Here is a 13,230-nt window from a genome sequence, read left to right as displayed (position 1 = left end):
CCGCGCCGCCCCCATCCGGCCCGGGCAGGACTCGAGACACCAACCGCCGGCCCGGGCCGGGCTCTTGACGCAGCGTCACCACACCTTGCCCAGACCGACCGAGGAGACACACCTTGCACACCGGAATCGGAGCCTTCCTCTCACCGCTGCACGCGCCCGGCCAGGATCCGCACCTGACCATCCGCCGTGACCTGCAGCTGGTGGAGCACCTCGATGAGCTGAACTACGACGAGTGCTGGTTCGGCGAGCACCACTCCCTGGCCTGGCCGACGATCGGCGCACCGGAGACCTTCATCGCCGCCGCCGCGGAGCGCACCCGCCAGATCAAGCTGGCCAACGGCGTCGTCCCGCTCCCCTTCCACCACCCGTACAACGTCGCCAGCCGAGCGATCATGCTCGACCACCTGTCCCGCGGTCGCTACATCCTCGGCATAGGCCCCGGCGCGACACCGAACGATGCCCACCAATTCGGCGTGGACCAGGACGAGTTGAAGCGCATGGCGAGCGAGGCGATCCCCGCCGTCCGCGAGCTCGTCAACGGCGAGGAGCGGGTCAGCGCCAAGAGCGACTGGTTCGTGCTGCAGGACGCCAAGATGCAGCTGCCCCGCTACAGCAAGCCGGGCATCGAAATGGCGATCTCCAGCATCGGCTCCGCCAACAGCCCCAAGGTTGCTGGGCAGTTCGGTCTCAGCCTGGTCTCCTGGGGCGCTCCCCCGCCCGGCGCCCCGGCCACCGACCTGGCGCAGCAGTGGCGCTACGCGGAGGAGTCGGCCGAGGAGCACGGCACCACGATGGACCGGAGCAAGTGGCGTGTCGTGGCCCCCCTGTACATCGCCGAGACCCGGGAAGAGGCCTATCGCGACGCCCGGGAGGGCTTCTCGACCTGGCTGTGGGACTACTGGGGCAAGGCCGCGGGCTTCGATGTCGCCTCGAGCATGGAGGGCGTCAAGTCCTCGCAGGAGCTCGAGGCCGGTGTCGAGAAGGGACTCGCGATCGTCGGGTCCGTCGAGGATGCGGCCGCCGCCATCCAGCGTCTGCAGGACGAGACGGGCGGCTTCGGCACCTTCCTCGTCTACGCCATGAACTGGGCCTCGTTCGAGAAGACGAAGCGGAGTTACGAGCTGCTCGCCGAGCAGGTCGCACCGCGCTTCTCCGGCAGCACCGCCCGCGGGGACGAGTCGATCCAGTGGAGCGTCGACAACAGGCACGTCTTCCCGCACACCCAGGCCCGCCGGGAGCGGGCCGAGCAGGAGGGGCGCTCCATCCACTCGTAGAGCGAGCGCGATCGACGGTGCCGGCCCCGGCGGACCTGCCGCCCGGGGCCGGCACCGTCGATCGCGTACTGCGGCCCCCTTGCCCCGTATCGCGTGCCGTGGACGAAGCGCGCAGGTCAGGCGGTGGCCGTGGCGCCACCGTCGACGGGCACGGCGGCACCCGTGACGAACGAGGACTGGTCGCTGCACAGCCAGACGGCGGCCCGGGCGACCTCGAGCGGGTCCGCCATCCGGTGCTGCACCGACTCGGCCATGAAGTCGCCCTCCAGAGCCGGGTTCGCCGAGATGACCTGCTGCATCATCTCGGTCCTCGTCGCCCCGACGACCAGAGCATTGACCCGCACCCCTTGTTGCCCGTACTCGGCGGCGGCAGCCTTCGTCATGCCGATGACTGCGTGCTTGGCGGCGACGTAGGCCGCGGAGGCGCCGGTCGCCGCGACACCGGCGACGCTCGAGGTGTTGACCACCGCACCGCCGGAGCCCGCCAGCATCACCGGGATCTGCTGGGCGAGGCAGTTCCATACGCCGCGGACGTTGACATCCATCGTGCGGTCGTAGATGTCGACGCCCGTCTCGTGCAGGCTGGTCCCCGCGGTGGCGAAGCCGGCGTTGTTGAAGGCGGCGTCGAGCCCGCCGAAGGTCTCCACCGCGGCGTGCACAGCCCGTTCCACGTCCGGCAGTCGGCAGACGTCGCCGGCGACGGCCACCGCACGCCCACCGTCCTTGCGGATCCGCGCCACCAGTTCGGCCAACCGGTCCTCGCGACGCGCCATGAGGACGACGGCCGCCCCCTCGGCGGCGAACAGTTGGGCCGCCGCCGCGCCTATGCCGCTGGAGGCGCCAGTGATCATGGCTACTCTGCCGTGCAGCATGTCAGTCCTCCCACAGCGTGCCGGCGGCGGACTCTTCGTCGAGGGTCCGCAACAGCTCCTCGTCGATCTCGTCCAGGGACCGGATCGTGTGACGGACACCTGCCTCCTTCATGAGGTGCCCCTGGAAGCTGTGCTCGAACGACGTGGGAAACCCGATGAACGGTATGCCGTGCCCCCTCGCGGCCTCCGCCACCCGCGCCACGTCGTCGACGAACAGAACCTGAGCGCACTGGAGCGCGAAGACCTCGGTCGTGATCTCGTGAAGTCCTGGGCGGATGGCGTCGGTACAGACGTAGCCGGGGCCATCGAACAGGGCGGCATGCGCACCGAGAAACCGGTCGAAGTGGTCCTTGGCCAAGCCTCCGTAGCAAACGGTCCGCAGCCCAAGGGCGCGCAGCCGCGTCAGAAGCTCGACGACTCCAGGCTGCACGGTGACCGGGTTCTGCCGCAGATACTCCTCTCGCTCCCTGAAGTACTCGGCGAGCGCCTGCGGGCCGCTCAGCCCATTGTCCAGGACCTCGGCCATGCGCTCCCCTGCGACCTTCTGCGGCTGGGAGAAGATCGTCCGCTCCACATCCGCCGTGTAGGCACGGCCGCGGCTGGTGATGTAGCGATGGATGACCGGGCTGAACGTGTCGTTGAGCAGAACACCGTCGATGTTCAGCGCCACTGAACGCAACCGGGCGAAACCGTGAGCGTGCGACATGAATGCCTCTCCGTCGGCGGAAGCGCGGGCGGGGCCGTGCTCCGTCGAAGGATCGCAACGGCCGTACTCACCCAACAATCAGAACGTTCTTTATGTTATGGATCCACGCAGCCCGTGTCTACAGCCCCTCGACTCACAGGCCTGGCCGTCGTAGCGCAACGGCCCACACGCACACCTGGTGGATGAGACCGAGGGAATGGAGGCGCGATCTGGGCACGACCCGCCCGGAGTGCCCCGCTTCAGGGCCTCCCGCGCCCCCGCATGCCATCGAGGACGTAGGCGGTGCGCCGGTCGTAGTCCTCCCGGCGGGGGCGGGTGCCGTGCTTGAGGACGAGTGCGCTGTCGTGGAGGAGCGCGTGGAGGTCGCCGGCCGTGAATTCCGGCCGCAGTACGCCGGCGGCCCGGCCCGCGGCGGCGAGCTCTTCGTTGATCTCGCCTCCCACCCGGCAGATCTCCATGAGGCTCGGCGCGTCGGGATAGACCTGCAACATGGTGTCCACGGTGGCCGGCTGACGGTACTGCAGGTCGCGGATGGCGGTGACGTAGCACGTCAGCCGTTCCCAGACGTCCTCGATGGCTCGGCTGCGGTCGATGATGGCGTGGATCTCCGTGGCGACGACCTCGGCGATGACGGCTTCGATGAGGCCGATCCGGCCGCCGAACCGGTTGAAGATCGTGCCCTTGCTCACCCCCGCCGCCTTGGCGACCTCCTCCAGCGGCACCGACAGGCCGCGGCCCTGGAAGGCGCCGATCGCGGCAGCGCGGATCTGCTCGGCGTTGCGCTTGGCGTCGGCGCGCAGCCGAGGTGGCCGCCCCTGACCCGAGGACGTCGTCGCTCCGGATGCACCGGCCATCACTGAACCCCGCCTCTCGCTGCGCTGCGCTGCACTACCGCCGCATAACTTGACTCGGCCAGTCAGTTTACCTACGGTCACCTCCGAGATCTAAATTGACTCATTGAGTCAACTTACTGAAGGGCCACGTCATGATCGTCGTCACCGGCGCCACCGGCGGGCTCGGCGGTGCCACCGTCGAGCACCTCCTCCAGCGCATGCCCGCCGACCGGATCGCCGTCAGCGTCCGCGACGCCGCCAAGGCGAAGCACTTCGCCGACCGTGGTGTCCGGGTACGGCAGGGCTCGTACGAGGAGCCGGCCGCGTTGCGCGACTCGTTCGCGGGCGCCGAGCAGGTGCTGGTGGTGTCCGGCAACGACCCGTCGGCCGACATGATCGGCCTGCACCGCAATGCCGTCGAAGCCGCGGTCGAGGCCGGCGTCCAACGGATCGTCTACACCAGCCAGCAGGGCGCCGTCCCGGGCAACCCGTACCTGCCCTCGGAGTTCCACATCGCCACCGAAGCGATCCTCGCCGAGTCCGGGGTCGCCTGGACCGCGCTGCGCAACGGCGCCTACGGTCCCCTCGACCAGGTGCTCGGCCCCTGGCGGCAGACCGGCCGGATCGTCCAGCCGGAGGACGGGCCCGTCCCGTACACCGATCGCGACGACATCGCCGAGGCCACCGCGGCCCTCCTCGCCGGTGACCGCGCCGTCGAAGGGCCCGTGAACCTCACGGCGCCGACGGCCATCACCTTCGACGACCTCGCCAAGATCGCCTCCGGCCTCACCGGCCGCACCGTCGAGCGGGTCGTCGTGGACGACGAGCAGTGGGTTGCCGACCAGATCGCAAGCGGCGTCCCCGAACCGGTGGCGCGACTCATCCTCAGCTGGCACCAGGCCGGCCGGGCCGGCTACTTCGCCGAGACCGGCCCCCTGCTCGGTGAACTCCTGGGCCGCGAGCCACGCAGTGCTGCGGAGCGGCTTGCGGCCCAAGTCTGATGTTCGGCTTCTTCCGGCCCGTAGGGTCGTCGATGTGCGTGATGTGTCTGATGTGCGGGTGGTGCTGATCGGTGGGACGTCGAACGTCGGGAAGTCGACGGTCGCCCAAGTGGCGGCGGAGAGGCTCGGGTTCGAGTACCTGAGCACCGACGGGCTTGCCCGGCACCCCGGGCGGCCCTGGAGAACCCCCGAGCGGGAGGTGCCGGCGCACGTCGCCGAGCACTACGGGTCGCTTTCGGTCGACGAACTGATCACGTCCGTTCTCGCCCACTACGACCGGCTGTGGCCCCGCATCGAAGAGCTGGTCACGGACCGCGCGACCGCGGACCACGGCAGGACGGGCCTGGTGCTGGAGGGGTCCGCGCTCTGGCCCGTCCGCGTCGCGCAGTTGCAGACCCCGCACACCGCCGCCGTGTGGCTCACCGCCGACGACTCCGTCGTACGCGCACGGGTTCACGCAGCAGGCCGCTACGAAGCGGCCACCGGCGAGGAACGGGAACTGATGGACAAGTTCCTGGCCCGCACGGAGCGCTTCCAGTCACTCATGCTCGACGCCATCGACAGGCTGGGCCTGGACCGGATCGACGCGGGCCGTGGACAGTCCGCCGAGGAGCTGGCCGACACTGTGCTCGCGGCGGCCGACGCGCAGGTCGCGGTGGGGCGTTCAGCCACGGGACTGTGATCACTCGCGGCGACGCACCGTGGGGTGCGGTCTGCGCCGTCGCCCGGCCCGCCGGATGGGCATCCCACACCACCAGGAATGGGGCCCGGACCCCATCGCCCCCACGGCCACGAACGGGCAAGCTGGACGCTTGCTCGGTCCCCACCTGGGCCGCAGGTCCCACCGAGGGCGCGCGATGACCGGCAGCCACTGCGAAAGGGGACGGTGCATGCGCCCGACACGCGCCGCCGCCCCCACAGGCACCCCTGCCACCACTGCGACGGGCCACCGCTTGGCCCTGCTCCTCATCGCACTCCTGTCGGTACTGCTGACCACCGCCCCGCCCGCACCCGACACCCATGGCAGCGCGGCACCGGCATCGACATCCGCATCGGCCCCCGCATCACACCCCACCCTCGCCGCCGCCCTCGACCACCACGCCGACGACGGCTGTACGCCCCTCTGCGCCAACCAGCCGAGAGTCCGGCACGAGCAGCCTTCCGAACGCACCGCCCCGCCGCCCGCCCACGCGCCCGTCACCCCGTACGGCGCGGGTCTCGGCCCTGCCGCGTCCGCGCACCGAACCGCCGCACCCCGCCCCGATGCGCCACCCGTCTCCCCCGGTCGCCCCGGCCACGACGGCAACCGGGCCCCACCCGTCTCCTCCGGCACCTGAGACACCAACGACCCAACCCCCGCACATCACACACCTCTTGCCGCGGCCGCGCTCGGCCGCCGCCGCGGCATGCCTGCCGGAGGCCCGAGTTGACACGCTCCCGTCCCCAAAACAGTCCCCAAAGCCGTCCACGCCCCCGCCCACGTACGCGTACGCGCAGGCGCTCGCGCGCCCCGCTCGTCCGCGCCCTCGTCGCGCTCGCGGTGCTCGCCGCGTCCGTGGCCATCGCACTGACCACGCCGATCCGCCTGGGGCTCGATCTGCGCGGCGGCACCCAGATCGTGCTGGAGACCCGATCCACCGCCACCACCAAGGCCGACCGCGAGGCAACCGACCGCACCGTCGAAGTACTGCGCGGCCGCATCGACGCCCTCGGTGTCGCCGAGCCCACCATCGTCCGTTCCGGAGACAACCGGGTTGTCGTCGAACTGCCCGGCGTACAGGACCCGAAGAAGGCCGCCGACGTCCTGGGCCGCACGGCACAACTCACCGTCCACCCGGTGCTGGGCCAGGCCGACAAGAACAACGCCCCCACACGCAATCGCGACGACCGGGTCCTCGCGGACGAGTCCGGGCAGCGCCTGCACCTCAAGGCCGCTGCGCTGACCGGACAGGACGTCAAGGGCGCCGACGCCCGGATCGACCAGCAGGGCGGCGCCGGCTGGCACGTCACCGTCGACTTCAAGGACGCCGGCAGCGACCGTTGGGCGCAGGTGACCGGCGATGCGGCCTGCCACCCGGACGGTGCCCCGCAGCGGCGGGTCGCCATCGTGCTCGACGACAAGATCATCTCCTCGCCGCAGGTCGACCCCTCCGTGGCCTGCGGGACGGGCATCACCGGCGGCTCCACCCAGATCACCGGATCGTTCGACGACACCGAGGCCCGCGAACTCGCCCTGCTCATCAAGGGCGGTGCCCTGCCCGTGCCCGTCGAGACCATCGAGCAGCGCACCGTCGGCGCCACCCTCGGCGACGAGGCCATCGAGGCCGGCGCCCGGGCCGCCGTCATCGGCACCGCTCTCACGGCCCTGTTCATCACCGTCGTCTACCGGCTGATGGGCTCCCTCGCGACCGTCGCGCTGCTCTGCTACGGCCTGATCTCCTACGCCGCACTCGCCGCGATCGGCGCCACCCTGACCCTGCCCGGCCTCGCCGGCTTCGTCCTCGCGATCGGCATGGCGGTCGACGCCAACGTCCTTGTCTTCGAACGGGCCCGCGAGGAACAAGCCGCCCGCGCCCGGCCGAGCCCCCGCTCCGCGCTGACCGCCGGATTCCGCAACGCGTTCAGCGCGATCGCCGACTCCAACATCACCACCCTCATCGCCGCGGTGCTCCTGTTCTTCCTCGCGTCCGGGCCGGTGAAGGGCTTCGGTGTCACCCTCGGCATCGGCGTCCTCGCCTCCATGGTCAGCGCCCTGCTCATCACCCGGGTCCTGGCCGACTTCGCGGCGAGCCGCCCGGCGGTCCTCGCCCGCCCCCGCATCACCGGCATCTCGACCACCGGCCCGGTCCGCGACGCCCTGCTGCGCCGCAACCCCTTCCTGATGCGCCGACCGCGCCGCTGGCTGGCCGTCTCGCTCGTCGCCCTCGTGGTGGCAGGTTCCGGGATCCTCGTCCGCGGCCTGGACTTCGGCATCGAGTTCACGGGCGGGCGCCTCGTCGAATACTCCACCGCCACCCACGTCGACCCCGACCGGGCCCGGGACGCACTCTCCGACGCCGGGCTGCCGCACACCGTCGTCCAGTCATCCGGCGACGGCAACCTCACCGTACGGACCCAGGAGTTGAGCGCCGCGGAGGCGGCGACCGTCACCGACACCGTCGCGGACCTGGGCGACGGGGCCGACAAACAGCGCGACGAACTGATCGGCCCCAGCCTCGGCGACGAGCTGCGCCGAAGCGCCCTCATCGCCCTGGGCCTGGCGCTGGGCGCCCAACTCCTGTACCTGGCAGCCCGGTTCCGCCTCCTGTTCGGCACGGCAGCGGTCAGCGCACTGGTCCACGACGTGATCATCCTGGTCGGTGTCTTCGCCTGGCTCGGCAAGCCCATCGACGGTGTCTTCCTGGCCGCACTGCTGACCGTGATCGGCTACTCGGTCAACGACTCGGTGGTCCTCTTCGACCGCATCCGCGAACTGTGGGGCAAGGGCCGCGGCACACCGTTCGCCCGACTCACCAACGACGCGATCCTGCAGACCCTCCCCCGTACGGTCAACACCGGCATGGGCGCCGTCCTCATCCTCGCGTCCCTCGCGGTCCTCGCCGACGACTCCCTCACCGACTTCGCCCTGGCCCTCTTGATCGGCGTGACCGTCGGCACGTACTCCTCGGTGTTCACGGCGTCACCCTTGGCCATCGTCATGGCGGAGCCGAGGAGAGGGGGCGGACGCGTACGAAGCACCGAGCGCGCCAAGGCAGCGACATAGACACACGACAAGACAGGACGAGGCCGCTCAACTGGCAAGCACTTTCCCGGGGTTGAGAATCCCGTGCGGGTCCAGAGCCTCCTTGATCCCCTGGTGAACGCGCACACCGGCCGGTCCGAGTTCCTTGGCGAGCCAGTCGCGCTTGAGCAGGCCCACGCCGTGTTCGCCGGTGATGGTGCCGCCCAGGCGCAGGCCGAGGTCCATGATGGCGCCGAACGTCTCGTGGGCGCGGCGCACCTCGTCGGCGTCGTCGCGGTCGAAGATGACGTTGGGGTGGACGTTGCCGTCACCGGCGTGGGCGACGCAGGTGACCAACAGGCCGTGCTGCTCGGAGAGTTCGGCGATCCCTTCAATCATCTCGGCGAGCCGGCCGCGCGGGACACAGACATCATCGGCCAGATAGGCGCCGAGGCGCTCGGTGGCGATGCCGACCAACCGGCGTCCGGCGAGGAGGAGTTCGGCCTCGGCGGCATCTTCGGCGATCACCGTGGTGCCGCCGTGCGCCTCGGCGATGTCGGCGAAGCGGCGCAGATCGCCCGGGGCCGCCCCGCCCCGGTCGGACTGGGCGATGAGGACGGCGCCGGCATCGTCGGGGAAGCCGAGATCGCGGTACGCGCTGACCGCGTCGATGCTGGGCCGGTCCATGAACTCCAGGAGGCTGGGCCGCGGCCCGCTGCTCACGTACGCGGGGACGACCGCGCACGCGGCGGACGTGGTCGGGAAGAACGCCACGGCGGTCAGCGGTCGTTCGGCGGCGGGCCGCAGCCCGACGGTGACCTCGGTGATGACACCGAGGGTGCCCTCGGATCCTACGAAGAGGTGGGTGAGGTCGTAGCCGGCGACGCCCTTGGCGGTGGTGCGGCCGGTGTGCAGCACGCTGCCGTCGGCCAGGACCACAGTGAGCCCGCGCACGAAGTCACCGGTCACGCCGTACTTCACGCAGCACAGGCCGCCCGCGTTCGTGGCCGCGTTGCCGCCGAGCGTGGAGGACTCCCATGAGGACGGGTCCGGCGGGTAGAACAGGCCGTGCTCGGCGACGGCCCGCGACAAGTCGGCGTTGACGACGCCTGCTTCGACCCGCGCGACCTGGTCGACGACGTCGATGTCGAGAATCCGGGTCATGCGCTCCACGGACAGCAGGATGCACCCGTCGACGGCGTTCGCCCCGCCGGACAGCCCCGTACGGGCGGCCTGCGGCACCACGGGCACGCGGTGCTCGTGGGCGATCCGCAGCGTCGCCGCCACCTCGTCGGTGCTACGGGCCCGCACCAGGGCGGCCGGTGGCCCACTGGGGCAGAACGGCGCGTGATCGTTGCTGTGCGCGGCCAGCACATCCGGATCGACGCTGACCGCCTCGGCGGGCAGCGCGGCAAGCAGCGCGTCGAGGGCGGGCTCGACAGCGGCGGTGTCGGTGGCGGGTTCGGTGTCGGCGGCGGGTGCGGTCAAGGCGGCCTCCAGCGGACGGATGGCGGGGTGCGGCGCGGCGGAACGGTCCGAGCATGCGCAGGGGAAGATCGTCTGCGCAAGACTGCGGATGACCTGCTCATGCACAGAGCAAGGGCCGACCGGCCCTGATCCGGAGCGGTCGGCTCAGCGCCCCACCTCCACCAGCCGAACCGGCCCGAGCAGGCCGGACGGCATCGGGTCCCAGTCCTGGGGCGGGGTCGAGCGCCACTGCATGTAGTGGCGCAGGTTCAGTTCGCCGCGCCGCGCCAGGGCACGGACCCGGTTCGCCGCGAGGTTGGTGACGTCGAGTTCCAGGACGTTCTCCCCCTCGCGCAGCACGTGCCCCAACGGCACGCGGAACGGGAGCGCCCAGGCTGTGGCCACGTCACGGCCGTTCAACCGCACGCGGGCGCTCTCGCGTACGTCGCCGAGGTCGAGCAGCCAGTCGCGGGCACGCTCCGTATCGGTGGCGGTGAAGCGGAGCATGTAGCGGGCGGTGCCGGAGAACTCCGCCTCCTGGTCGCCCAGTTCGGTCCAGGACACCAGCTTGTCCATCGTCCGCGTCGGCGGCAGCTCGGGGCCGCCCTCACGGAACGCCAGCGTCCACGACCCGGTCAGCTCGCGCTCGCGGCCGGTGGGCACCGGTGTGGGGGCTGGGGCCGCCGAGAGTGCGCGCGTCGTGAAGGTGCGCAGGATGCGGGACTCTCCGGGTTCGAGCCGCAGCCGCACCTCGACCCCCGCACTGGCGCGCCGGGTCTTCGCGAGACCTCGCGTGTCGTGCAGCGGGTCGAGAACCCCGACGGATGCCGCGTCCGCACCGAGCGGCCACCAGCCGTCGATGCGCCGCGCGGTGACGTTGGTGAGGAACAGGTGGCTGCCTTCGGCGTGGCGGCGGCGCAGCACACGTAGCCCCGAGTCGGCGACGGGCTCGCGCACCGCGCCTGCCGCGGCGAGAGCCGCGTCGAGTCCACGGCCGCTCCCGGTGACGACGACGCGGCCGCGCCCGACCCGGAACGCTCCCCTGTGGCTCGGGTCGCGCCGCTCGCACAGTTCGGCGACGATCTGTTTGAACTCGGCCCGGCGGCGGTCGAGTTCGGCGAGCCCCGGTACGTCCTCGGGCAGCTCGCCGACGAAGACCACCGTCGCTCCCGCCGCAGCGAGGTCGCGGAGCCTGCGGGCGGTCCCCAAGGGGATGAGCCGCGCGTTCGGCACGATGACCACTGCGTACCGGCTGTGGCCGTTGGACACACCGCCGGCAGAGCCGCGGAAGCCGGCGAGCTGCCGGTCGGACACCCAGTCGAACTGCCAGCCGCGCGCTTCCAGGCCCTCGGCAATGTCACCGGCGCCGCTGGGGTGTCCGTACATCCAGTCGGTGCCCTCCCACTTGTAGTCCGGGGACAACTCGATGTCCTCGGCCCCGTCGCCGACCCCGCCGTCGGGCAGGGCCCACAGATCGTGCTGAGGGAAGTGGACGAGGACGTCGTTGCCGTGTTCGCCGGACTGCAGCACCGACTGGCAGCGGGTGATGTAGTCGTTGAGTTCGGGCAGTTCGCCCCAGAGGGTATTGGCGGGCTGGAGTTCGGCGGCCGCGTAGAAGGAGAAGCCGGGCCAGGGGATGTCCCGGGATTCTTCGGTCTCCTCGGGCGAGTACGCCGTGCCGTGGAAGACGATGTGGTTGATGCCTGCGGCGAACAGCAGGTCCACGGTGGGCTTCGCCTGCGACAGCGCCACGTGGAAGTGTTCGTCGCGCCAGGTGAGTGTCTCGGCCGAGGCGAGCGGCTTGCCCAGCACATGGGCCGGCGACGAAGCGCAGCGCCACACAAGGGACTTGGGCGCGTTGGCGGTCCCCGCGCCCTGGCGCAGGCCCGGGATCGGGATCAGCTCGGCGCCCGCGTACTCGGTCTCCGGGATGTCCGCTGCACCGTAGATGTCGAGCAGGTTGGCGGGCGATCCGTGCGCCTGGTTGCGGGTGAGCCAGCCGCGCTCGGCGCTCCAGGCGTCCCACGGCTCGGCGAACTGCTCGAGGAACAGGTCGGCCAGCGTCTCACGGACGTCGGACAGAACTCGCGAGCGCACCTCGGGCGTGCCGTCGCCGGTGAACACCTCGGGCAGGTGCGGGACGAGGTCGTAGCCGCGCAGTCGGGCGAACTCCGCGACGGCCCGGTGTGTCCAGTCCGTCGCCTCCAGCTCGAACGAGTCGTGGAACAGCGCGCGTATCCCTCGTCCTGAGCCGATGGCTTCGCCGAAGTGGTCGAGGTGGCGTCGCACGGCCGCGCCGTCGAAGTAGTCGACCATCAGGCCCTTGCCGCCGGGCCCCGCCCGCTCGACCCGCTTGAGCACCAAGCCGCTGAACACACCCGTGAGTCGCCAACTCCCGGCCGGAGCCGTCCAGTCGAGGGTGCCGTCCGGGTGAACACGGGCGGTGAGGTCGACGGTGTCGCCGCTGTCTGCCTCCCGTGCGACCAGGGCCGCGAGCGGCGGCTCGGGAAGCGGGTCCATGGGCGGACGCAGGTCGGGCCGTGCGAGCTTCTCCTCGTCGACGAGGCCGGGGTGCGGTGGCTGCGTGGTGCGCACGGGGACGCCGAGCCGCTCGCCGTGGTCCAACTCCCAGTGCTCTACGAGGACTTTGCCCGCGCTCTGTTCAGGCTTGATCCACGGCCCGCCGAAGGTCCAGCCGGAGCCCGTGGTGAGGTCCACGCCGAGGTCGAGTCGCCGGGCGTGCCGGGTGGTGGCGTCAAGCGCGTCGAGCCACCCCCGGCCGAGGTAGGCGAGGTCGTGGTCCTCGTAGCCCTGGGCCTCGTAGATGGGCTGGATCTCGACGCCGCCGAATCCGACCTGTTGGAACCGTTCCAGGTGGCGCGCGAGCCCCGCCTCGGTGACGGCGCTGCCGAGCCACCACCAGCGGGTCCAGGGCCGCGCCTCGCGGGCGAACCGCGGCCAGTCGAGTCCGTGCCCGGTTCCGGGAACGGACTCGGTGGGCAGGGCGGCGGCCACCGAGGTGGCACGCAACGCGACCGCGGATGCTCCCAGGGCGACGGTGCCCCGCAGGATGTCTCTTCGGCGCATCGTGCGCTCATCCCCTCGACGAAGTTCGGCCCCGCCGGGACGCGCAGGCCGTCGTGCCACGGCTCGAAGATCGCCCGCCGATGCTCGCAGACCCGGCCCGGCGGCCACAATGGTCTTGCAGCCACCGGACGGGCCACGAATGTGAACACCTGGCGCTTCGCTGACTGCGGCATGTCGCTGAGATGTGACCGACGACATGGCCGGGAGGCCGACGACCTGGGCGAGTTGCCCCTCCGATCACTATGTGCGCCGGCCACCCACCGCCCCTT

At 71.2% G+C, this 13,230-nt stretch carries 10 protein-coding genes; 5 read left to right on the top strand and 5 right to left on the bottom strand.

From position 1 onward, the window contains the following. Positions 1-113: 113 nt before the first annotated feature. Positions 114-1,274, top strand: coding sequence for an LLM class flavin-dependent oxidoreductase (locus ACZ7L4_RS12860; RefSeq protein ID WP_472101806.1), 1,161 nt, complete (start codon positions 114-116; stop codon positions 1,272-1,274). A gap of 116 nt (positions 1,275-1,390) precedes the next feature. On the opposite strand, the gene ACZ7L4_RS12855 is transcribed toward ACZ7L4_RS12860, so the two are convergent. The 3 genes from ACZ7L4_RS12855 to ACZ7L4_RS12845 all read right to left on the bottom strand — a co-directional run bounded on the left by ACZ7L4_RS12855 (position 1,391) and on the right by ACZ7L4_RS12845 (position 3,706). Next, entirely contained in the window at positions 1,391-2,146 is a 756-nt protein-coding gene (locus tag ACZ7L4_RS12855) for an SDR family NAD(P)-dependent oxidoreductase (protein WP_472101804.1), read from the bottom strand. 1 nt (position 2,147) lies between these two features. Beyond that, positions 2,148-2,852, bottom strand: a complete 705-nt coding sequence (locus tag ACZ7L4_RS12850; RefSeq protein WP_472101802.1) for an HAD family hydrolase — start codon at positions 2,850-2,852, stop codon at positions 2,148-2,150. A 239-nt stretch (positions 2,853-3,091) separates the two neighbouring features. Continuing rightward, entirely contained in the window at positions 3,092-3,706 is a 615-nt protein-coding gene (locus tag ACZ7L4_RS12845; protein WP_472101800.1) for a TetR/AcrR family transcriptional regulator, read from the bottom strand. Between the two features lie 131 nt (positions 3,707-3,837). Between ACZ7L4_RS12845 and ACZ7L4_RS12840 the strand changes: the two genes are divergently transcribed. From ACZ7L4_RS12840 to secD, 4 genes are all read left to right on the top strand, one after another. Next, positions 3,838-4,686, top strand: coding sequence for an NmrA family NAD(P)-binding protein (locus ACZ7L4_RS12840; RefSeq protein WP_472101798.1), 849 nt, complete (start codon positions 3,838-3,840; stop codon positions 4,684-4,686). Between the two features lie 58 nt (positions 4,687-4,744). Next, positions 4,745-5,368 carry an AAA family ATPase gene (locus ACZ7L4_RS12835; protein ID WP_472102034.1) on the top strand — a complete coding sequence of 208 codons (624 nt, stop codon included), beginning with the start codon at positions 4,745-4,747 and terminating at the stop codon, positions 5,366-5,368. 208 nt (positions 5,369-5,576) lie between these two features. Then, positions 5,577-6,023 carry a hypothetical protein gene (locus ACZ7L4_RS12830; protein WP_472101796.1) on the top strand — a complete coding sequence of 149 codons (447 nt, stop codon included), beginning with the start codon at positions 5,577-5,579 and terminating at the stop codon, positions 6,021-6,023. Positions 6,024-6,112: 89 nt separating this feature from the next. Continuing rightward, on the top strand, positions 6,113-8,449 hold the full coding sequence (gene secD, locus ACZ7L4_RS12825) for a protein translocase subunit SecD (RefSeq protein ID WP_472101794.1): 2,337 nt from the start codon (positions 6,113-6,115) through the stop codon (positions 8,447-8,449). Between the two features lie 27 nt (positions 8,450-8,476). Here the strand turns inward: secD and ACZ7L4_RS12820 are convergent, their stop codons facing one another. Both ACZ7L4_RS12820 and ACZ7L4_RS12815 read right to left on the bottom strand, forming a co-directional pair. Continuing rightward, entirely contained in the window at positions 8,477-9,895 is a 1,419-nt protein-coding gene (locus tag ACZ7L4_RS12820) for an FAD-binding oxidoreductase (protein WP_472101792.1), read from the bottom strand. 144 nt (positions 9,896-10,039) lie between these two features. Then, on the bottom strand, positions 10,040-12,961 hold the full coding sequence (locus tag ACZ7L4_RS12815; RefSeq protein ID WP_472101790.1) for a glycosyl hydrolase: 2,922 nt from the start codon (positions 12,959-12,961) through the stop codon (positions 10,040-10,042). Positions 12,962-13,230: the final 269 nt, after the last annotated feature.

This window comes from Streptomyces sp. NPDC107575 (assembly GCF_055657265.1).
Note: the sequence above shows the minus strand (reverse complement) of the source record. Positions and strands in the feature narration are given on the sequence as shown.